Source organism: Lysinibacillus sp. EB271-A1-10B, assembly GCF_058791335.1.
On the sequence record NZ_JBYTDL010000002.1, the window covers coordinates 288,239 to 311,043 of the forward strand.

Genomic DNA, 22,805 nt, shown 5'->3' on the forward strand with positions numbered 1-22,805 from the left:
ATGAATGCGGATTTAAACTACTTTTCAGCGGGTGTTTGGACACCCGCTGAAAAAGAGGGACTCACTCTAAGACCTTAAATAGATGAATCTTGTAGCCAATTTTATTTCAATGTTAACTGTAAGTCACCATGAGAAACAGTTGCTTTTAACTGGTTATCACCATTATAAGATTGTGATACTTTGCTGTTTTGTTCCTTCTTATCAACTGTAAGATCCCCGAAGTCAGTTTGTAATTCATAGCCAAGCTCACCTATTTTATTTTGTAAGCGAAGCGTAGTATCTCCAAAGTTAGACGTAATAGTAGATTGACCATTTAATGTTCCATCTATGTTAATATCACCATGTTCACTTTCAACAACGAAGCCATTACTTGAAAATTGTTGTAGCTTTATGTCACCAAAAGATTGTGTAATCTCTGTTTTATCACCGGTAGTGTCTTTAAATATAATGTCCCCGAAATCTTCAGTTAGAGTTAACTCCAGGTAGTTTAGACCGTGAATGGTTGTATCCCCGAAATTACTATTAAGGGCGACGGTTTTCAATGTTACATCTGAAGGAACATAGATTTTGATGGAAGGATTTCTGAAGCTAAAAAATCCGATTTGTAAACCATTCTTTTTCTTACTCTTTGTTTCAACAGTTAATGTATGATCTTTTATACTGTACGTCACATCATTATCTTTAATAACATTTGTTTCTAATGCAAAACGATCACTAGCAACAATTTCAACATCGCCATAGTGATTGATAACATTGATGTTAGTGAAATCATCTAGTTTATAGGAATTGTTTAATAGTGTATCGTTCTCTGGCAATTGGATGCCTTCATCAGTTAACACAAGACTCCATTTTCCACCAGAGAAATAACCAACGAGAGCTAACAGTATGCCGAAAGCAATCATAGTAATGGCTATATGGGTATGTCGAGACGTCATTAGTATCCCTCCTTCCGCTTCTTTGTTATTTTGTGGAATATTTTACCTAATGCTTCGACACAAACAACAACGATTGTTTTGATCACACGAGCAACAATTGGGAATAGCAGGATACCGAGACCAGTTACAATAAAGCCAACCCCCATAAAGAGAATCGCTGTCGGCCAGTGCTGAGTTAAAATGAAGAAGCCTGAAATAAGTGCAACGATTCCACCAAAAAAGATACTTAATACAGTTGCAATAATCGCAATGATAACGCTGAATACAACTGCTCCAAATGAAAAAATAAGTGCTATAGCAACCGCAAGTAACGGTAATGAAAGTGGGGCTGATAATATTGCTAGAATGATAATCCAAATCGCAGACATATTTTTCTTAGTCGAAGTTGAAGTTGTTTCTAAATCTTTTAATGCATAGTCCGCCATTATTTGTGATGCAACATGAGAAGGAGAACCTAGCTGTTGAATGATCTTCTGTTCGTTCTCTTCTCCTGCTTCATCGAAATATTCCTCATAATAGGCAAGCGCAATATCAATTTCATGCGCTGGAAGACGTTGTAATTTCCCCCGTAGCTTTTTTAGAAAGCTAGCTCTATTCATCATTTTTCCCTCCTATAAGTACACAATCAACCATCTCTTTATACTTTTGCCATTCTTTTAATAGCTCCAGTAATCGTATCCGACCTTGTTCAGTAATTTGGTAATAGCGTCTATTCCTCCCTTGGTAGGGCTGATCGTAGGTTGTTAAGCAATCTGCTTTTTGTAAACGCCGTAATACTGGGTACAGCGTAGATTCTGATATTTCCATCACAGATTGTATCTGCTGTGTTAACGAGTAGCCGTATGCATCCTCTTTATCGACGATGGCAAGTACACAAGCGTCAAGTAAAGCTGAGCCAAGCTGAAATGTCATCTTTTCTCACCTCACAATGTTATACCTATACAAGGTTTTATATTATACGTCGTATAGTATGATGGAAGTATATTACATATCATATTGAAATGTCAAATTTTATTAATAAGTTCATCGAAAAATAAAAATGATAGTAGTGTCATTTAAAATGTTTGGAGGTAGAGATAATGCCAAAAGTAAGCCATGAATATGTACAGGAAAAGAAAAACGGCATTTTAGAGGCAGCCACAGCAGTATGTAAAGTTAAGCCTCTCTATGACATTACGATGAGGGATATTATTAAAGCGTCAGGAGTAAGTCAGGGTGGGATTTATCGTTATTATTCAGACTTAGATGAAATACTTATAGATGTTATTAATCAAGTAAATGCAAATGCAGACTATAAACATACTATCGATGGAATTACAGTTACGAGTAATTCTCCCACAACAACAATCATTAAATTATTTAATTTTCTTGGAGAGTACATGAAGGAAAACGTATCAACAGTTGGTAAAATCCAATTTGAGCTTACGATTTTATTTGCTAACAATCCAGATAGGGAAAAGAAAATTTTATCAAACATTATTGAGAATGAAAGTGGACAATATTTGATGCAACAAATTTTTCATTCGATCCATGAGGGAATTTCTTCAGGGTGCTTTGAGCCTGAAATTTCGATAGAGGATCTATCTACTTTTATGATGACATCGATTGATGGCATTGTGAGAGACGTTGTCTTGCAAAAATGTTACGGAGTGTTCTCAAATAAGCACGTGCAGTTTGATGAGATTCGTTTGATGAATACACTTTGCAAATCCGTATTATTACTATTGGGTACGAAAGAAGGAGAGGATTAAAGTTGGGATTAGAGATAAGAAGATTTCTATTTTATACCTTTGCAACGTCTTGGATAATTTGGGGCAGTTTAGCCTTATTAACACAGCTAAATTTGCTGAAGTTTGGCAATGCAATATATATGCTATTGTTTGTTCTCGGCGGAATTACTCCTGCAATTTGTGAGATTTGGTTGAAAAAGAAATATTCGACTAAAGAAGAGTTCAAATCATTTATCCATAATGTAAAAAATCCTAAACATCCTGTATCTTGCTATATATTTGTAATTGGATTGGCATTTGCGGCTTTTTTTTACCAACGCTATGGGGCGGAGCAACTTTGGAGAATCCAATGTATCTGGCGTTAATTGAATTGCCAATCATGATTATTGGAGGAGGGGTAGAAGAAATTGGCTGGCGTGGTTTTTTACAGTCTACATTACAAAAAAGATGGTCTCCCTTCACGAGTACAGTTATTGTGGGCGTTATTTGGGCAGTTTGGCATCTGCCATTATGGTTTGTCATTGGATCAAATCAAATCAAATGAACATGAATTTCCTAGGGTTTTCTCTAATAACTTTAGCGTTATCCTTTTTATTAACGATTATTTACCTTTCCACTAAAAGTATTTTTCTCTGTATTATTTTCCACGCTTTCACCAATTCATTTTGGGATGTTTTTGTACCAGTTACAAATGTAACGTCTGGTTTATTTACATTTTTATTTGCTCTGTTGCTATTTACAATGTTTGAAGTTTATCGAAAATCAACCTTTCAGAAAAGAATGGTTTGAAGTTAGATATATTTTTTAATCGTAATTATTAGAAAATAATATTTGAAGATTACTAGGGGAATCTGTTATAGTATGTGCGAAGGGCAGTATCCTTTTGTGAACGGCACCTTCAAAACGTTAGAACAATTTACAATAAATATCTGCCTTGATCTTTTAATGACAGGGACGGAAGAAAACAAACGTTCAAAAAGATAACTTAATTCAATGGAATGGGCAATTCTCATAATGAGATTTGATTACGATTCTTTTATTAAGTTATGGCCTCTATTCAAGAATTAGAGGTGATTTTTGCTAACGAACGAAACACTACCCTTCTGTCTATTTTAAGAACAGAAGGGTTTTTCTGTTTTCTTTCCTTAAAAAAGGAGGACTACATGATGAAAACAACTTCAGATTTTTTAAAGATGAAGGCAGCAGGTGAGAAAATCGTTATGCTTACTGCATATGATTATCCTGCTGCAAAATTTGCCGAAGAAGCAGACGTCGATATGATTCTAGTGGGAGATTCACTAGGTATGGTAGTACTAGGCTATGATTCTACAATGCCAGTAACAGTAGCAGACATGGTCCATCATGCAAAAGCAGTGCGCCGTGGGGCGAAGGATACGTTTGTTGTTGTTGATATGCCATTTGGTTCGTATCACGGTGATATACACGAGACGTTGAAAACGGCAGTAACTATGATGCAACAAGCAGGAGCAGATGCACTAAAGTTAGAGGGAGCAGACGATGTACTACCAGCAATTCGTAAATTAACGTCAGCTGGCATTCCAGTGGTTGCTCATTTAGGTTTACTACCTCAATCAGCAGGCGTGCTTGGTGGATACAAGGTTCAAGGTAAAACAGCTGAACAGGCAACGAAGCTCATTGAAGATGCAAAAAAATGTCAAGAGGCAGGAGCGTGTGCTGTCGTTTTAGAATGTATCCCCCATCAGCTAACAGAGATGGTATCTGCTAATCTTATTATTCCAACGATTGGCATTGGAGCTGGTGTACAGGCTGATGGACAAGTTTTAGTTTATCATGACATGTTAAGCTATGGTTCACATCATGTACCAAAATTTGTGGAACAGTTTTCGAATATGGGCCAAGAAGCAAGCCGTGGAATTGCTAGTTACGTAGAAGCAGTAAAGGCGGGTACATTCCCTGCACCGAAGCATTTCTTTACGATGAAAGAAGAAACATTGGATCTGTTATACGGGGGCGTAAAGTAATGAAAGTCGTCACTACTATCCATGAGCTAACTATAGAAATCCAAGCAGCTAAGCAAGCTCAGAAAACAATTGGACTCGTTCCAACAATGGGCTATTTACATGAGGGTCATTTAACGCTAGCAAAAACAGCTCGCGACGAAAATGATTTAGTCGTGATGAGTATATTTGTCAACCCAACTCAATTTGGACCAAACGAAGACTTTGAAAGTTATCCGCGTGATTTGCCACGGGATACTGCTTTAGCAGCGTCTGTCGGTGTTGATATTGTTTTCGCACCGAGTGTGGAAGAAATGTATCCGCATGATGGCGGTATTCGTATTCAGGCGGGTGAACAGGCAACCATTCTTTGTGGGGCGAGCCGTCCAGGACATTTTGATGGCGTTTTACAGGTCGTAGCAAAATTATTTCACTTAGCACAGCCGACACAGGCTTATTTCGGACAAAAAGATGCCCAGCAGGTGGCAATTATTGCGACAATGGTACGCGATTTTAATTTCCCTTTGGAAATGCGAGTAGTACCCATTGTACGTGAGGAGGACGGTTTAGCGAAATCCTCTCGCAATGTGTATTTAAGTGAAGCGGAACGTCTTGAGGCACCCGCCATTAATGAAGCGCTACAGCTTGCTCGTAATAGCTTTATAGCAAATGGTGATGCAGCGAGTGCGCTTGCTAAAACAAAGGCACACATTGCAGCACGTACACATGGCGAAATTGACTATATTGAACTGTTAGCGTATCCAGATTTAACACCCGTATTTCCTGAAACGGAGCAAGTACTTTTAGCGGCAGCCGTCTATATTGGTAAAACTCGTTTAATTGATAATTGTATCTTTAATGTGAAAGAAGGATTGTAAAATGTTACGAATGATGATGAACAGTAAAATCCACCGAGCTACAGTGACACAAGCAGATTTAAACTATGTTGGTTCTATTACGATTGATGAGGATATTTTAGATGCAGTAGGAATGCTGCCAAACGAAAAGGTGCATATCGTTAATAACAATAATGGCGCACGCTTTGAAACTTATATTATTGCAGGGGAACGTGGATCAGGCGTTATTTGTGTGAACGGAGCAGCAGCACGCCTAGTACAACGTGGAGATATTGTAATTATTATTTCTTACGTGTATGTAGATAACGAAGAGGCAAAAGATCATAAGCCAACAGTAGCTATTATGGGCGAGGGTAATACAATTAAAGAAATGATATCGTATGAGCCAGAGGCAACAGTGATGTAGTGTGATAAAAGTTGCTACTACTTTGAAACTTTAAAGACAATTTTTTATAAGGTGATTGAATTCATCATAATTTGAAAGTGTACATTACTAAGTTAAAGCCTTAGGACGCAGTTATGCCGAGGTATAATTAGTTGATGTACACTTTTTAATATGTCCAAAAATTGTTAAAGAAAGGGTTTATCATATGAGCATTAAAGTGAATTTGAAAATTTTACAAACTAGAATTGCGTTAAAGATATGTTTTTAACTCATCATCAAAAGTTGTGGATAACAATTTTTAAGACGAAATTCCTTGAAGTTGATCTTCGTTCCGGTTGGGCGACTCCTCGGGGATTAGCGATATAGAGGAACGAAGGCTAGAAGCATCACTTCCTGTGATAACGCCTTCGTGACCAACATCGTGCTGCTGTCGCTACGTTGCACTCACGCTTTCGCGCAAAAGACATTTGTTGGCCCGAGACCCTGCAGCGAAGCGGATGTTTTCTGTGCGAAAGCGAAGCGGCAGCTACAAAGCGCTCAGACGGAATGGAAATCAACCACACATAATGGTGATAGGTCATATTTTTACAATTGTATTAATTTGGAGATTCTTGATGATAATCAACAATGGCAGAGGGATGCCGCTGAGCCAAATATGTGATAAAATTCATCTATCTAATGTGAACTGTGAGTTGAGATGTATGATGGAAAGTCAAAAGTATGCAATTGTTGATTTAGAGACGACTGGTCATTCACCGGCAAATGGGGACCGAATGATTCAAATAGCAATTGTTATTATGAAAGATTGGGAAATTGAACAAACGTATACGAAGTTTATATATCCAGGTAAAGCTATTCCAACGTTCATTCAGGATTTAACGCATATTACGGATGAGGATGTAAAGGATGCCTTGCCGTTTGAGGCACATGCCGACTACATATATGAACTGCTTGCCGATTGTGTATTCGTCGCGCATAATGCGGATTTTGACTTATCCTTTTTACAAGCAGAGTTCAAGCGTGCGGGTTTATCAAAATGGCAGGGTAAAAAGATGGACACGGTTGAGCTTGCCAAAATTTTGTTCCCAATGTCACTCAGCTTTAAGCTAGGTGATTTAGCGGCAGATTTAAATATAGAGCTTACAAATGCACACCGAGCAGATGACGATGCCCGTGCAACAGCGGAGCTCTTTAAACGATGCTGGAAGGAGTTACTCAGTCTCCCTCAGCTAACCCTAGAACAAATGCATAAACGCTCATTCAGATTGAAGTCAAATTTATCCCAGCTTTTCTTCGAGGCTCTTCAAATTAAACGACAGCATGTAACTGCTAATGAGAATGTCTCCTACTACCGCAATTTGGCTATTTGTGATGGGCGAAAAAAGTATACAAATCATGCGGAGGTTGTATCATATCCTCAAACAGCAGCTGACAAAACAGCATTAATGACAAAAGCCATGTCGAATTTTGAGCAACGACCAGCGCAATTCGAGATGATGGACACGATTTGGCAAGCGCTCAATGACAAAAGGGAATGCGTTATAGAGGCCTCAACAGGTATTGGTAAAACAGCAGGCTATCTACTTCCTGCGATTTTGTATGCTCGAGCAGTCGATAAAAAAATTGCGATTAGCACATATACGTCACACTTGCAGGAGCAACTTGTTGAGGAAGAGCTACCAAAGATTGAAAAAATCCTTGGCACAAAAGTCAATATCGCTGTGCTTAAGGGCATGCAGCATTATATTGACGTTGCACGCTTTGAGCAATGTATGGCATATGCTGATGAAACTTATGATGATACATTTACGATTTTGCAAATTCTTGTCTGGTTGACTAAAACAGAAACAGGTGTGCTAAGTGAGCTCAATGTATCTGGGGGCGGACAATTATTTTTAGAGAAAATCCGCAAAATGCCTGATGAAAAACCTTCAAAGGGCTTTGATTTTTATGAGCAAGCGTTAAAAAATAGTGAATTTGCTGATTGTATCGTAACGAATCATTCTATGGTACTCAGTGATTTAGTCCGTCAAACACCAATATTTACACAAATTGACGGATGGATCATTGACGAAGCACATCAATTTATACAATCTGCTATGCAGCAGGATGAAGTTGTCTTCTCCTATACGCAGTGGAAGTACATTTTTGGCCAAATTGGAACGATGGAGGAAACTGCTTTGTTCCAGCAATTTAGTCAGGCCGCTAAGAAGAAACACCGTGTTTCTATGCAAAGCTTGCAGCGACTAGATGCACAATTTATACGTCTACAACGGACATTCGATGAAACTATGCAACGGGCTGTACAAAAAATGCAGCAACAAATAAAAGGGAAGCAAGCTAGTAGTAAATGCACTTTGTTTTTAGAGGATGTAACGCTAGCAAAAGAGCCGCTTCTACAAGTGAGTAAGCTCACACAGCAATGGCTTGATCTTGCTACAGAAGTGGGGCAGGCCTTTGAAAATAATATTGAGCAATTAGATAAAAATGAGCTCTTTATTTTATCTGAGTGGCATTATTGGATCCGTGAATTAAAAGTAAAAATCGCGGAATGGGAAGAAATTTTCCTATCGTCACAGGATGATAATTCAGTATGGCTAGATTTTGATGTAAGGAGCGTTCCTGGGAGCTTACACGTCTATAAAAAGCCTGTTAATGTCACACCTATCATTGAAAAAGTACTTACGCCTCTTCGTAAGCAGGCAAGTATTGTGTGGACTTCAGGCACTTTAACGGTGCCAGGTAATGAGCGTTTTGTAACGAGTCAACTTGGTATTTCTAATAGTGTGCAAGTAATAAAGCTCCAAGCACCACCATCCTATTATGCAGGTGCTAAGGCATTTATTGTCACTGATATGCCTGAAATTCAACATGTGACTCAGGACGAATATATTGAAGCGGTCGCCCATGCAATTACACGTACCGTGCGAATGACTGAAGGACGTTGCTTTGTCCTATTTACCGCTCAGGACATGCTTCGAAAAACAGTGGAGCTTATTCAAGATAGTGAACTCCTTGATGACTATATGCTCTTTGCACAAGGAGTCACGGGTGGTAGCCGTATGCGAATTCTGAAATCATTTCAAAAGTTTAGCCATGCCGTTCTTTTTGGTACAAACAGCTTCTGGGAGGGAGTAGACGTTCCGGGTGACGCTCTTTCATCGGTGATCGTTGTACGCCTGCCGTTCTCCTCACCGGAAGAGCCTGTATTTAAAGCGCGAGCAAAACATATTACAGCACAAGGTCGCAATTCTTTCAATGAGCTTTCATTACCAGAAGCCATTATGCGGTTTAAACAGGGCTTTGGTCGTTTAATCCGTTCATCACAGGATAAAGGAGCCTTTATAGTTTTGGACCGCCGTATTTCAACAAAGTCGTACGGTAAGGAATTTGTTAAGGCGTTACCACCGATTGATGTGAAGAAATTGCAGCTACCGGAGTTGTTAAAGGAACTTAATAATTGGCAGAAATAGTTGAAATCCCTTTTAGTAGTTTTGCTAAAAGGGATTTTTTGGTAGATTTTATCCCGAAAGTAAGGTTATCTGAGCGAATTTTGAAGAAAATAAAAATCCAGGTGACTCGAGCCAATATAAAGTAGAAAACAGAGATCCCGAGCTATATAGTCTGCAAGCCGAGAATCAGATTTTCTCACTAAAAAAGCCCTCGACGATTGCGGGGGCTAGTTGCTATTATAAAACTTCTTTGGTCTGCCGAAAGGACTAGACATTTCGTAATCATCATACCTTCATCAGTAATGTTATTAATCTTGCCACTAATAATTGCTATAGAATCTTTTGCATCTTCTCTTGAGCTTTTACAAAGCCTAGTTCTATAACTTTGTTTTATATTGTTGTCTAATAAATCGGTAGTTCAAAAAAGGATTCCTACCATCTACGGAAACCAGGTCTAAAGCCGGGGAAAAACGGTCTTCCTGGGAAGAATGGGCTTATTGGAAAAAACGGGCTTATTGGAAAAAATGGGCTAACAGGGAAAAACGGTCTTCCTGGGAAGAATGGGCTCCCTGGGAAAAAGGGTCTTCCGAATTGGCCCATACCTGGAGAAAATCGGCGTCCGTCGTTAAAACGCATTGGATTTACCATTTTTATAACTCCCTTCAATTGATATAGTATAGGCTATGTTCAATCAATGAAGTGGCTTAGACTAAGACACAGGTTTGGGATTCTATTTCAGCGTAAAAAAGTCAAATATATTACCGAGAAAGAGTGGACATTTCATAAAAGTTCTGCCAAGGATTAAGCGATAGACCTCTCACATTGGAACTCTTATGGTGACGATTTATTGGTGTGCCAATATATCTTCAATCAAAAATGCGATATAGAGATTTGTTTTTGTAAATGGATTACTTAGGTCCATATCTAAAAGCGTCTCTATTTTTTTTAGTTTATAAAGTACTGTGTTGCGATGAATAAATAGTCGTTCACTTATCCTACGAGTACTACCATTCTCCTCGAGAAAAATGCGTGAAAATTGTACATAATCTGTATTATGCAATTCATCATAGTGATAAAGCTGACCTAAAATATCTTGGCTATATGATTTGATCAATGTTTGATTTTGTACAGCCATAATAATTTTGTAGGCACCAATTTCTTTATATTTATATAGGAAGCGGTTGTTATGAAGCTTTGCTAATTGGATTACTGTTAATGACTCATCATAGCTTTTGCGAACATTTTCAAGCTCTTTATGAAAATTTCCTTTACCAATGATAATATCTAAGTAACCATTTTTTTGTGTAATTTTGTCGTAAATTTCTTCAACAATTTTTGAGAAGGGAGTATTAGGTGTATTGATCTGTGCTTTGTCGATTAAAAAGATGAGGTTATTTTTATGCTTTAGTTTTAAGAAGCGTTTATATCTATTTTGAAATGCAAATTGGATCATGACCTCGTAACGGTCAATGTTAGCTTGTACATTATTTGTTGTACATGAAATGATGGCTAGTTCTCTACTTTGTGGAAATCCTAGTAGTGTTAATTGATCCTTAATATAGTTGGCGTTTTGTTTGTAGTGAAAAAGTAAGTTATAAAGAACCTTTTCTTCGATAGACAGCTCTTGATGGTGATTGGCAATAAATAGAAATGTTGTTTTTAATAGATCGGCTATTCGATAATTCCATGGCATGAGAAAAATAGGGAAATCATGTTCGTTAGCAAAAGAGATGACTGAATCTGGTATATTTGGAATATAAGGACCAGTATTAATAATGAAACCTGCAACTTTTTTAGAGAAAGCTAGTTTTACAAGCTGCTCTAAGGAATCTCCATCAGAAGATAAATTAATACCTGTAGTCACGACTAATTCATTAGGTCTACAAAACATAATTAAATCGATGCTTTCTACTACGTTAATCCCTGTAACTCTTCGATACGTTCCGTTATGTCCAGCTACTAATGTTAGCATTGGGAATTGAACTCCCTCTACAATTTTGCGAATTGTCCCCATTTCTTCCCCCCTTATTATGAACATAACTTACCATATATTATGTGCAGATGCACATATTTTTTTAGTTTGCTAGCTATATCTCAACATTTTTATCTTTTATAGAATGTGAATAACTACTGTGAAAGAGAGGAATTGCATATGTATAAGTGTAATAGTAGACGATTGCAAGAGTTAATTGAACAATTTAGTCAATTTGGAGCTACCGAAAATGGTGGCGTAACTCGTTTGTCTCTTTCGAATGAGGATGTATTAGCAAGAAACTATTTTTGTGAGTGTTGTGATGAATTAGGAATGGACATTAAAGTCGATGATATGGGCAATATTTATGCTATTCTCCCTGGGAAAAAGGATGTCCCTCCAATTGTTATGGGGTCACATTTAGATTCCGTTGAAAAGGGTGGGAAATTTGATGGTGTACTAGGCGTTTTAACGGCTATAGAAGCCATTAGGACATTAAAGGAAAACGAGATTGAACTAGATATCCCTATAATGATTGTTAATTTTACGAATGAAGAAGGTGCTCGTTTTGATCCAGCAATGATGAGCTCTGGTGTCATTTCATCTAAATTTGAAAAAGGAAAAATGCTGCAATCTGTCGACAAGTATGGCACTAGTTTCAAAGAAGCACTGCAAGCAAGTGGGTATGAAGGAGATCAAGAAAATCGTTTAAAGGAAGCTCTTGCTTATATCGAATTGCATATTGAGCAAGGACCTGTTCTGGAGGCGAAGCAACTTGAAATAGGAGTTGTTGAAGGTGTATTAGGAATGGTTTGCTATGAAATTACGGTTACAGGGCAGTCCAATCATGCTGGAACGACACCGATGACAATGCGTCAAGATCCGATGATCGTAACTTCAAAAATCATTGCGCATTTACATGAAGAGCTCGGAAAAATTGATGAACAGTTAGTATTTACCTTTGGCCGAATGAATGTATCTCCCAATATCCATACCGTTATACCGAACAAAGTGACGTTTACGATTGATTCACGTCATCAAAAACCAGAGATTATGCAAAAAGTTGAAGATATACTGGATCATCTTCCTACAGAGGATATGGGCTGTAATATTAAGCCGCTTAAGCTTTGGGGGAGAGATACAGTTTATTTTGATACTCATATTTGTAATGAAGTGGCAAGGGCTTGTCAGAGCTTCGGCTATACTGCTCATCGAATGTTTAGCGGAGCGGGACATGATGCGCAATATATGGCAAGTATTGTTCCATCAGCAATGATTTTTGTTCCTAGTATTAATGGTAAGAGTCATTGTGAAGAAGAGGAAACAACATTTGAGGATTGTGCGAAAGGTGCAGATGTATTACTTGAAACAGTGTTGACGCTGCAAACAAAGTTCAGTATGGGGGAGACCTACACGTTACATTAAGGTAGGTTTTATGAATTAATTGAGCGTTCTCCATTATTTTACGAAGGGTGAGGGGCAGAATGAAAAAAATTATTAAAGGTGGACGAGTAGCAACAGCTGCAGATGTTTTTGAGGCAGATATTTTAATTGAAAACGGAAAAATTGTTCAAATAGGTAAAGATTTATCCGAAGTGGGCGCAGAAATTATTGATGCTACGGGTAAAATCGTGATGCCAGGTGGGATTGATCCGCATACTCATTTAGATATGCCATTTAACAATACTGTGACTGATGATGATTGGAAATCTGGTACCATTGCAGCGGCTTTTGGAGGAACGACTACTATTTTGGACTTCTGCTTAACGGCTGGCGAAGAAAAACTTTCAGCTGCAGTTGAAAAGTGGCATGGCAAGGCGAAGGGGAAATCAGCTATCGACTATGGATTCCACTTAATGATTGGTGATTTAACGCCTGAAACAGAAGCTGAATTGCCGCAAATTTTAGAGCAGGAGGGCATTACTTCTGTAAAGGTGTTTATGGCTTATGCGAAAGAATTTCAAGCAACCGATCGCACCCTTTTTAAAGCTTTTAAAATAGCAAAGGACCTCGGTGCTGTTGTTATGGTGCACTGTGAAAATGGTTCTGTTATTGATGAGCTTGTGGAAGAGGCGCGACGTGCAGGTCATAAGGAGCCGATTTATCATGCGCTCACTCGCCCAGCTGAATTAGAAGGTGAAGCGACAAAACGTGCGATCGAGTTAGCCCATATTGCTGACGCTACCCTTTATGTAGTACATGTAACTTGTAAGGAGGCAGTAGATGAGATCATTGCTGCGCGTGAAAAGGGTTATAACGTCTACGGTGAAACATGTCCACCATATTTAACTTTGGATCAATCTGCTTTGGCACAACCTGGTTTTGAAGGGGCAAAATATGTTTGGTCCCCACCACTTCGCCCGAAATACCATCAGGCTCATTTATGGAATGCTCTAAAAGCAAAACAACTACAAACAATTGGCTCTGATCAATGCTCGTTTAGTTTCAAAGGTAAAAAACAGTTAGGATTAAATGATTTTTCTAAAATTCCTAACGGTGGGCCTTTTATCGAAGACCGTTTCAGCATTTTATATTCAGAAGGTGTAGCAAAAGGAAAAATTTCTATCAATGAGTTTGTCGATATGATTTCCACAAGTGCAGCAAAAATATTTGGCTTATTCCCACAAAAAGGAACGATTGCAATCGGTTCTGATGCCGATATCGTTATTTTTGATCCAGAGGTAAAACGAGAAATTTCGGCTAAAACCCATCATATGAACGTTGATTATAACCCATATGAAGGATGGGAAGTAACAGGTGAACCAGTAAGTGTACTAGTTCGTGGGGAATATGTCATTAAAAATAAAGAATTTGTTGGTGTACTAGGTAGTGGGCAATATATAAAACGCCCATTAAAAACAACTGCTGCAGAAGCACTTAATATTTAGCTTATGACCGATTGCTTTGGTGGAGAACAGAGCAATCGGTCTCGTAATATCTTCATTTAGCTACTGAAGACTATCTTCTTTTAATGATGGTGGGTTGAATGTTGAATTTAGCTCTTTGAAGGAAAAAATGAACACATGAGGGGGATGTGGAAATGGTTCTGAATCAAGAAAAAACAATGTCCCAACAGTTAAAACGTAATTTTATGGAATTGACTAGCAGGATGACAAAGAATGAGGCAATTGAGGAATCAAATCGCTGCCTTTATTGCTACGATGCACCATGTATTAAAGCTTGTCCAACGAGTATTCAAATCCCAAATTTCATAAAAAAAATTGCTTCTGGTAATATGAAGGGCTCTGCTACGACTATATTAGAAGCAAATCCAATTGGTGCAAGCTGTGCAAGGGTTTGTCCAACGGAAGAGTTATGTGAAGGGGCGTGTGTGTTAAATTCCTCAACAAAGCCAATTAAAATTGGAGAGCTACAGCGCTATGCAACAGATTGGGCAATGGAAACGAATGCACAGCTATTTAAGCAAGGGCAAAGTAATGGGCAAAAGGTAGCGATTATTGGTGCAGGTCCCGCTGGTTTATCGGCTGCTCGTGAACTAAGTCGTTTTGGCTATCATGTCACAATCTATGAGGCTGAAGCAAAAGCTGGTGGTTTAGGTAATTATGGTATTGTGTCGTTCCGTTTACCGAATGAAGTCGTTGATTGGGAAATTGAACAGATTGAAAAGCTTGGCGTAGAAATCAAAACAAACACAACTGTCGGCGTTGATATTTCTGCTGAAGAGATCTTGGAGCAATACGACAGTGTTATTTTAGCAGTCGGTATGGGAGCTGTTCCGAATCTAGGCATTGAAGGAGAAGGCTTAGAAGGTGTACATGATGCGATAGAGTTTGTCAGAAAGACAAAAATGGGACCGCTTACACAAGATATTGTTGGGAAGCGAGTAGCTGTCATTGGTGCTGGTAATACCGCGATTGATGGTGCTACATGTGCAATGCGTTTAGGTGCTGACAATGTTCAAATTCTTTACAGAAGAACACAAAAAGAAATGACTGCGTACAAATTTGAATATGAATTTGCCAAGCAGGATGGTGTGGAGTTTAAGTGGCTGACAGCACCGAAAAAAATTGTCGGTAATGAGTCAGATGAGGTTGTAGGTATTGAATGTGTGAAAATGAAGCTCGGTGAAGCGGGTGCTGATGGTCGACAAAGGCCTGAAGAGGTGGAGGGCTCCAATTTTATTATTGAAGTGGATACTGTTATAAAGGCAATTGGGCAAACACGTTTTGTGTCACTGATTGAAGCTTTTGGGCTCCAGCATACAAATGGCGTTGTCGATATTGATGAAACGACAATGCAAACTTCGAATGACCAAGTATTTGCATGTGGAGATGTCGTCTTCGGAAATGGCCAGGGCGAGGCGATGGTTGTAACAGCTGTACAGCAAGGAAAAGACGCAGCATACAAGATCCATGAACGTTTAAGAAAACCAAGTGAGATTGCATAAGGGAGGAACTAATATGGCAGACTTACGCATTGACTTAGCGGGCATCAAATCGCCGAACCCATTTTGGCTAGCATCAGCACCACCAACGAATTCAGGCTATCAAGTACAACGCGCATTTGAAGCGGGGTGGGGCGGTGCCGTTTGGAAAACGTTGGGAGATCCGATTCTAAATGTTTCTTCACGCTTTGCAGCTGTTAGCTTTAACGGACAAAGAGTAGCGGGCTTCAATAATATTGAACTGATTACGGATCGTCCGCTAGAGGTAAATTTAAAAGAAATTTATGAAACGAAGAAAAGGTTTCCAGATCACGCGATAATCGCTTCCTTAATGGTGGAGCCAAAGCAAGAAAAATGGCATGAGATTGTTAAACGAGTCGAAGATGTGGGTGTTGATGGTCTTGAGCTTAACTTTGGGTGTCCACATGGGATGGCAGAACGAGGAATGGGCTCTGCCTCTGGTCAAGTACCTGAATTGGTGGAAAAGCAAACGTATTGGGTGAAAGAGGCAGCAAAAACACCGGTAATAGTGAAGCTAACGCCAAACATTACCGACATAACGGTAACAGCAGAAGCGGCCACAAGAGGTGGAGCAGATGCGATTAGTATGATTAATACGATTAACAGCTTAGCGGGTGTTGACTTAGATACATGGAATACAGTGCCTCATGTAGCAGGAAAGGGTGCGCATGGTGGCTATTGCGGTCCTGCCGTTAAACCAATTGCACTTAATATGGTTGCAGAATGTGCTCGTAATCCATTAATCAATGTTCCGATTTCGGGCATTGGTGGTATTTCCAACTGGCAAGATGCTGCCGAGTTTATATTAATGGGAGCAACGGGCGTACAAGTTTGTACAGCAGCGATGCATCACGGTTTTAGTATCGTTGAGGATATGATTGATGGACTGGGTAACTATTTAGATGATAAAGGGATTGCCTCAGTTATGGATTTAGTAGGTCGCTCAGTTTCCAGATATTCTAATTGGGGCGACTTAGATTTAAATTATAAAATCGTAGCTGAAATTAATAATGATGTTTGCATTAACTGTAACAAGTGCCATATTGCATGTGAGGACACATCGCATCAATGTATCGATTTATATACAGAAGATGGTCGCCCGATGCTGAAAGTTCAAGAAGAGGACTGTGTAGGTTGTAATTTATGCTCAATTGTATGTCCTGCAGAGGGTGCTATTACAATGGTAGAACGTCCATCTACAGTTCCACCTATGACTTGGAATGAACGTCAAACTCTGATTAGTAGTCTATCTAAATAAACCTCTAAAATCAATTTCGCCTTTGCGTAATTGTGTTCGGTGGCTAAATCTTCATTCGTATGTGCTGGGACACTAACTAAATGGAGCCATATCTTTATTCATCTCATTACCTTCTAAGGTGGGTGTACTTTGCCGAATGAAGATAACTGAAATTCCATCTTCCTTTAGCGTCGTTGAAGGAAGGAATAACCTCATGTAAGTTGTCACGGAAATTTGATAAAAGAAGGAGAGATTAGATGGAACGTGAAGGGAATTATTTAAAATCCCCAGATTTACTTCCAGTGACACATCAACAAAGAAATATTGGAACATTTGGTTTTGCAGTAATTTGGATAGGTATGGCAATTGTATTAGCTGCTTTTGCAATTGGTGGCTCGGCAATCATAAACTTGCCGTTGCCGATGGTGATTTTAGCAACGTTGATTGGCTCTTGTTTAATCGGTGTATTTATGACGTTAATTGGTGATATAGGTATTGAACATGGCTTATCATTCCCGGTATATATGCGTGCTCCATTCGGTACATTTGGCACACATATCCCGTCACTTGTCCGCGGTGTAACGGCTGCATGTTGGTTTGGTCTGAACACTTATTTCGGTGCATTAGCTATAAACGGTATTTTAAATTTACTTTTTAATTTTAATAATTGGTTTATTTGTTTCATTGTCTTTGCAGCACTTCAGTTATTTAATACATCACTAGGTATTAAGTCTATTGAACGCTTTGCAGATTTGGCAGCACCAGTAATTATTTTAATTTCATGCTGGATGTATTATACACTGGCAGATACTGCGGTAGCACAAGGGAAAAATATTTGGACGTGGGTGGAAGCGCCAACAACAGGTTTCACGGCCTTCACTGCATTTATGGTAGTGATTATGGCAAATATGGGCTTTTGGTCGACGCTAGCAGCCGACATGCCTTCACTTTCACGCTTCTTTAAAGCACCAAAAAATGAACGCAATTGGTTCAAACGCAATAAAACACAGCTGGTTGGCTCGTTAATAGTTATGCCGATTACAAATACTTTCATTGTGACAATTGGTGCGGTTTGCTATATGGCTGTTGCCTCAGCTGATCCAATCAATGCATTACAGCAAAGTGCAAGCGGCTTTATTTTAGGCATTTTACTGTTAATGATTGTGTTAGCACAATGGTCAACTAACACCTCTGCAAATGTTATTCCAGCGGCAACGATCTTCTCAAATATTGGTGGTCCAAAAGTGCCGTTTTGGGTTGGGGTTGTTATTGCAGGAATCATTGGTATCCTAGCACAGCCTTGGAGTTTATTTGATGTGTTAGTCAATGCACTTTTAATTATCGGAGGAATTCTAACAGCCATCGTTGGTATTTTATATGCTGATTATTATTTAATCCGTAAGCGCCGAGTGCATGTAAAAGCACTGTATGAATTAGATGGCCAATTTAAATATTGGAACGGCTTTAACTTAGCTGGTTTAATTGCTTGGATTATCGGTGGTGCAGTAGCAAATATATTCTCCACTTATTCTTCATTAGTAGGCTTTTTTGTAGGGGCACTTGTATATTATGTACTAGCGAAATATTGGTGGTTCAAAAAATACCCTCAAGCTGAACTTGAAGATCCAAGTGATGCAAAATATTTAGGAATTACAGCTGGTCACAATTTGGATGAACTATTTGGGCAGCAACAAATGCCAACTCCAACGGTTGTTCCAGATGAAGATGACATCGTTGAACAACCAGATCCGCTGTTAGAAATCAAAGGTGCTGAATAAAAAATAAACACCAAGATATTCACAGAAAAGGTGAGGTGATTGCATGTCAGAACATCAACAAAGTACAGAGGAAATAAAAAAAGTAGATCAGTATTTAGATAGTGGCTTTAAAATCAAATATGTTTATGAAAATCTAAGTGGAATGTTTGTAGAATTTGCCCGTCAAGAAGAAGTTATTCTGATGCAAATTCTAACAGCAGATGCACGCAAATACTTCTCTGCAAAGCTCCAAGAACAGACGCTATTGCAATAACAAAAATAACTCTATTCCATTCATTGCCTTACATGATGGAATAGAGTTATTTTACGTAATAAAATAGGTTTTCACTCTAAGTTAGTTGGTTTATTGGTGGATAGAACAGCAAAAGTCGTGGATAGATCCGTCAAAAACGTGGATAGAACAGCCGAAGTCGTGGATAGAACCGTCAAAATCGTGGATAGAGTCGTCAAATTGATGGATAGAACAGCCAAAGCGGAAAGAACCGCCGAAGTGACGGATAGAACAGTCAAGGCGACGGAAAGAACAGCTGAAGTGACGGAAAGAACCATCAAAGCGATGGAAAGAACCGTCGAAGCGATGGATAGAATCCCAAAAATCGTGGATAGAACAGCCAAAGTCATGGATAGAACCGTCAAAATCGTGGATAGAGTCGTCAAAGTGATGGATAGAGCAGCCAAAGCGGAAAGAACAGCTGAAGTGACGGATAGAACAGCTGAAGTGACGGAAAGAACCATCAAAGCGACGGATAGAACAGGCAAAGCGGAAAGAACAGCCGAAGTGACGGATGGAACCCTCAAAGCGACGGAAAGAATCCCGAAAATCGATGATAGAACAGCTAATAGCGACGAATAGTACCTCCAAAATGCCCCCGGAACCCTAGTCGTATTGCCTTAATTTATGTTTTTCCTAAAAATACAATTGTGTTTTTCTGCAGAATTTATTATTATTATAAAATAATTCATCGTAGAAAGAACTTTGAAAAGAGGCGTAATTTGTGGCAAATAAAGAGTTAAATAGGGGATTAGATGCACGTCATATCCAAATGATTGCTCTTGGAGGTACTATTGGCGTAGGTTTGTTTATGGGGTCCGCTAGTGCCATTCAGTGGACAGGACCTTCCGTGCTCCTTGCATATGGTATAGCAGGAATATTTATTTTCTTCATTATGCGAGCAATGGGAGAAATGCTTTATATGGAGCCAAGTACAGGTTCCTTTGCAACATTTGGCTATAAATATATACATCCATTAGCTGGTTATTTAACGGCGTGGAGTAACTGGTTTCAGTGGGTTATTGTTGGGATGTCAGAGATTATAGCGGTTGGGACTTATATGCAATACTGGTATCCTGATTTACCGGCATGGATTCCAGGATTAATTGCTATGATTATTTTAGGTGTTGCCAACTTTATTTCTGTTAAAACTTTTGGAGAATTTGAGTTTTGGTTTGCCATGATTAAAATTGTAACGATTGTTTTAATGATTGTTGCAGGCTTTGGGCTTATTTTCTTTGGGATTGGTAATGAAGGTGTGGCAATCGGATTATCGAACCTTTGGAATCATGGAGGTTTCTTTACAGGCGGCTGGACAGGTTTCTTCTTTGCGTTATCATTAGTAGTTGCAGCCTATCAAGGTGTTGAGCTTATTGGGATTACTGCAGGAGAAGCGAAAAATCCTCAAAAAACGATTACGAATGCGATTCAAAGTGTTATTTGGCGTATTTTAATATTTTATATCGGAGCAATCTTTGTCATTGTAACAGTTTATCCGTGGGATGAATTAGGTACGATTGGTAGCCCATTTGTTGCAACTTTTGCAAAGGTTGGAATTACCGCTGCGGCAGGAATTATTAATTTTGTTGTTATTACAGCGGCAATGTCAGGCTGTAATAGTGGAATTTATAGTGCGGGACGTATGCTGTATACGCTTGCCATGAATGGACAAGCACCTAAATTTTTTGCGAAGCTTTCTAGAAATGGTGTTCCAATATTCGGTACAGCAGGTGTGCTAGTTGGTTTGTTCATCGGCGTTATTCTAAGTTATGTTGCGCCAGGAAATTTATTTGTATATGTGTACAGTGCAAGTGTATTACCAGGGATGGTGCCATGGTTTATTATTTTAATCAGTCAAATACGATTTAGAAAAATAAAAGGTGAACAACTTTCCAAGCATCCATTCAAAATGCCTTTAACACCATTTACAAACTATTTAACGATTGCCTTTTTAATTATGGTGCTAATCGGTATGTGGATTAATGATGATACGAGAGTTTCTCTAATTGTGGGAATTATTTTCTTAGTTCTTGTGATTATGAGCTATTATGTTTTTAGAATTGGAAAAGATCGTCCCGTTAATAAATAATGAAATGTTAAAAGGGTGTATTTCTCTACTATGAGATACATCCTTTTTACTTTTTTGATAGAGATATTGTTTTTCAATACAACAAAAGGGACACTCCATTAATAATTGGATTGTCCCTTTCAATTATTGTTCTTTTCGCATAATAAAGCTTAAATGTCTGCCAGCCTGTTTGTCTTGGCGGTAGGAAAAACCATCTGGGCTGAGAAATGTGCACGTTGAATCAATCAATATTTGCTTTGAAGGGATACCTATAAGCTCACATTGTTTTTTGACAGTTTGTTGATTATCGATATGATATTTATTTGTTTCTGCATTGTAATACATAAAGTCTTCAGCATAGCCTAGATTGTGGAATTTTTCATAAACATCTGCATCCACCTCAAACTTATGCTGACTGAGTGCCATACCGATTTGTACGTGAAAATCTTGAGGACTACAATGCTCCTGTTTCATCAAATGTTGGAAAAGCTTTAATGTAACTTCCTTGACAGTCCCTTGCCATCCTGAATGTACCACACCAATAAGACCGTTGACTTCATTATAAAAAATGACAGGTACACAATCTGCTGTAAAACTACATAAAAGTAAATTTGGTTCTACTGTATAAAGTGCATCGGTATTACTAATGGCATTGTCCATCTTTTCAGCGCCAAGTCCTTTATCAGAAATCGTGACTTTATGGAAATTAGCACTATGTGTTTGTTGCGTGCAAATAAAATCATGTATGTCACAATGCAAAGTAGTTGCCAGTTTTTTTCGATTTTCTAGCACATCAGCTTCATGTACACATGTATGCAATGCCATATTGTTTTGTTCTAATTCAATATCATCTTTTAAAGTAGTGCCTGCGATAAATTGGTCATTGTCAAAATAAATTTTAGTTTTCATATCATCACCTCGTTTTACTATATATGATTGGTTCCTGAATGTATAGGCGCTTACTCTTAAGATTTTTAAGAGCCTAGCTATACAAACCTTTGACATAAATAATAGATTTTTTCACATATAGTATCGAAGAATCATTATTAAGAGGAAGGAGTTTGTATACATGACGCAAGAAAAATTCCTACTGATTTGTCAATTAGGAATGGGGTTATTTTGGATTATTACATACATACTAATCATCAAACAAGGATTACAGGATAAGCGATATGGGATGCCCATGGTTGCAATTTGTGCAAATATTTCATGGGAATTTATCTTTTCATTTATGTATCCACAAAATGACTTGCAAAGGATTATTACGTTTGCATGGTTTCTTTTGGACATTTTTATTATGATGCAATTTTTACATTATGGTCATAAGGAATATAAAAAGATAGTTCCAAGGAAAATATTTTATTCATCTTTTTTGATCACACTAGTAGTAAGCTTTTTTACGATTTTAGCAGTAATGCATGAATTTAATGATCTAGAAGGCAAGTATGCAGCATTTATACAGAATTTGATGATGTCAGGATTGTTTATTGCTTTGTTTTTACAAAGAGGGAACTTAAGTGGCCAATCAATGGGCATCGCTGTTTGTAAAATGATTGGAACGATGTTTGCTGCAGTTGGTTTCTATATGTATTTTAGAACACCGTTGATTACTGTTATTTCTCTTGCGACCCTTATTTATGATTGGCTTTATATCGTATTAATTTATAGATTTTATGTGAAATATGCTAATTCACCTTCATTTCAAAAATAAATAA

19 protein-coding genes and 1 pseudogene are annotated in these 22,805 nt (G+C 38.4%); 15 read left to right on the plus strand and 5 right to left on the minus strand.

What is annotated here, in order from left to right; all coding sequences use genetic code 11:
* Positions 1-101 precede the first annotated feature (101 nt).
* The 3 genes from AC3WSK_RS04515 to AC3WSK_RS04525 are packed head-to-tail and all read right to left on the minus strand — an operon-like array spanning position 102 to position 1,847.
* Positions 102-935, minus strand: coding sequence for a DUF4097 family beta strand repeat-containing protein (locus AC3WSK_RS04515; protein WP_492412670.1), 834 nt, complete (start codon positions 933-935; stop codon positions 102-104).
* On the minus strand, positions 935-1,537 hold the full coding sequence (locus tag AC3WSK_RS04520; protein WP_427482829.1) for a DUF1700 domain-containing protein: 603 nt from the start codon (positions 1,535-1,537) through the stop codon (positions 935-937). Before AC3WSK_RS04520 ends, AC3WSK_RS04515 begins: the two co-directional genes overlap by 1 nt.
* The gene (locus tag AC3WSK_RS04525; protein ID WP_427482827.1) at positions 1,527-1,847 is read right to left on the minus strand and encodes a PadR family transcriptional regulator; all 321 of its coding nucleotides are present in this window, start codon (positions 1,845-1,847) and stop codon (positions 1,527-1,529) included. The genes AC3WSK_RS04520 and AC3WSK_RS04525 overlap by 11 nt, the downstream gene beginning before the upstream one ends.
* Positions 1,848-2,014: 167 nt before the next feature.
* Here AC3WSK_RS04525 and AC3WSK_RS04530 point away from each other — a divergent pair, with 167 nt between their 5' ends.
* From AC3WSK_RS04530 to dinG, 6 genes and pseudogenes are all read left to right on the plus strand, one after another.
* Positions 2,015-2,686, plus strand: a complete 672-nt coding sequence (locus AC3WSK_RS04530) for a TetR/AcrR family transcriptional regulator (RefSeq protein WP_492412672.1) — start codon at positions 2,015-2,017, stop codon at positions 2,684-2,686.
* A gap of 2 nt (positions 2,687-2,688) precedes the next feature.
* Positions 2,689-3,454, plus strand: a pseudogene (locus tag AC3WSK_RS04535) (CPBP family intramembrane glutamic endopeptidase).
* A gap of 377 nt (positions 3,455-3,831) precedes the next feature.
* A complete protein-coding gene (gene panB, locus AC3WSK_RS04540) occupies positions 3,832-4,668 on the plus strand; it encodes a 3-methyl-2-oxobutanoate hydroxymethyltransferase (protein WP_492412791.1) in 837 nt (278 codons plus the stop codon).
* Positions 4,668-5,522, plus strand: a complete 855-nt coding sequence (gene panC / locus AC3WSK_RS04545; RefSeq protein WP_492412674.1) for a pantoate--beta-alanine ligase — start codon at positions 4,668-4,670, stop codon at positions 5,520-5,522. Before panB ends, panC begins: the two co-directional genes overlap by 1 nt.
* Position 5,523: 1 nt before the next feature.
* A complete protein-coding gene (gene panD, locus AC3WSK_RS04550; RefSeq protein WP_079559947.1) occupies positions 5,524-5,907 on the plus strand; it encodes an aspartate 1-decarboxylase in 384 nt (127 codons plus the stop codon).
* A gap of 680 nt (positions 5,908-6,587) precedes the next feature.
* The gene (gene dinG / locus AC3WSK_RS04555) at positions 6,588-9,359 is read left to right on the plus strand and encodes an ATP-dependent DNA helicase DinG (protein WP_492412676.1); all 2,772 of its coding nucleotides are present in this window, start codon (positions 6,588-6,590) and stop codon (positions 9,357-9,359) included.
* Positions 9,360-10,182: 823 nt separating this feature from the next.
* Here the strand turns inward: dinG and AC3WSK_RS04560 are convergent.
* A complete protein-coding gene (locus tag AC3WSK_RS04560) occupies positions 10,183-11,352 on the minus strand; it encodes a PucR family transcriptional regulator (protein ID WP_492412678.1) in 1,170 nt (389 codons plus the stop codon).
* Positions 11,353-11,490: 138 nt separating this feature from the next.
* Between AC3WSK_RS04560 and AC3WSK_RS04565 the strand changes: the two genes are divergently transcribed.
* The 8 genes from AC3WSK_RS04565 to AC3WSK_RS04600 all read left to right on the plus strand — a co-directional run bounded on the left by AC3WSK_RS04565 (position 11,491) and on the right by AC3WSK_RS04600 (position 21,111).
* The gene (locus tag AC3WSK_RS04565) at positions 11,491-12,735 is read left to right on the plus strand and encodes a Zn-dependent hydrolase (protein WP_492412680.1); all 1,245 of its coding nucleotides are present in this window, start codon (positions 11,491-11,493) and stop codon (positions 12,733-12,735) included.
* Positions 12,736-12,794: 59 nt separating this feature from the next.
* Entirely contained in the window at positions 12,795-14,198 is a 1,404-nt protein-coding gene (gene hydA, locus AC3WSK_RS04570) for a dihydropyrimidinase (protein ID WP_079559951.1), read from the plus strand.
* A gap of 152 nt (positions 14,199-14,350) precedes the next feature.
* The gene (locus tag AC3WSK_RS04575) at positions 14,351-15,718 is read left to right on the plus strand and encodes an NAD(P)-dependent oxidoreductase (RefSeq protein WP_079559952.1); all 1,368 of its coding nucleotides are present in this window, start codon (positions 14,351-14,353) and stop codon (positions 15,716-15,718) included.
* Positions 15,719-15,731: 13 nt separating this feature from the next.
* Entirely contained in the window at positions 15,732-16,994 is a 1,263-nt protein-coding gene (preA, locus tag AC3WSK_RS04580) for an NAD-dependent dihydropyrimidine dehydrogenase subunit PreA (protein ID WP_492412683.1), read from the plus strand.
* Positions 16,995-17,230: 236 nt separating this feature from the next.
* Positions 17,231-18,751 carry an NCS1 family transporter gene (locus AC3WSK_RS04585; protein ID WP_427482816.1) on the plus strand — a complete coding sequence of 507 codons (1,521 nt, stop codon included), beginning with the start codon at positions 17,231-17,233 and terminating at the stop codon, positions 18,749-18,751.
* Positions 18,752-18,794: 43 nt separating this feature from the next.
* Positions 18,795-19,004: a hypothetical protein gene (locus AC3WSK_RS04590; protein WP_079559955.1), complete on the plus strand. Its 210-nt coding sequence runs from the start codon at positions 18,795-18,797 to the stop codon at positions 19,002-19,004.
* 96 nt (positions 19,005-19,100) lie between these two features.
* On the plus strand, positions 19,101-19,604 hold the full coding sequence (locus AC3WSK_RS04595) for a hypothetical protein (RefSeq protein ID WP_492412686.1): 504 nt from the start codon (positions 19,101-19,103) through the stop codon (positions 19,602-19,604).
* Between the two features lie 142 nt (positions 19,605-19,746).
* Positions 19,747-21,111, plus strand: coding sequence for an amino acid permease (locus tag AC3WSK_RS04600; protein ID WP_079559957.1), 1,365 nt, complete (start codon positions 19,747-19,749; stop codon positions 21,109-21,111).
* A 123-nt stretch (positions 21,112-21,234) separates the two neighbouring features.
* Here AC3WSK_RS04600 and pgeF read toward each other — a convergent pair whose 3' ends face one another.
* Positions 21,235-21,999 carry a peptidoglycan editing factor PgeF gene (gene pgeF / locus AC3WSK_RS04605; RefSeq protein WP_492412688.1) on the minus strand — a complete coding sequence of 255 codons (765 nt, stop codon included), beginning with the start codon at positions 21,997-21,999 and terminating at the stop codon, positions 21,235-21,237.
* A 160-nt stretch (positions 22,000-22,159) separates the two neighbouring features.
* Between pgeF and AC3WSK_RS04610 the strand changes: the two genes are divergently transcribed.
* A complete protein-coding gene (locus AC3WSK_RS04610) occupies positions 22,160-22,801 on the plus strand; it encodes a transmembrane-type terpene cyclase (protein ID WP_492412690.1) in 642 nt (213 codons plus the stop codon).
* Positions 22,802-22,805 lie beyond the last annotated feature (4 nt).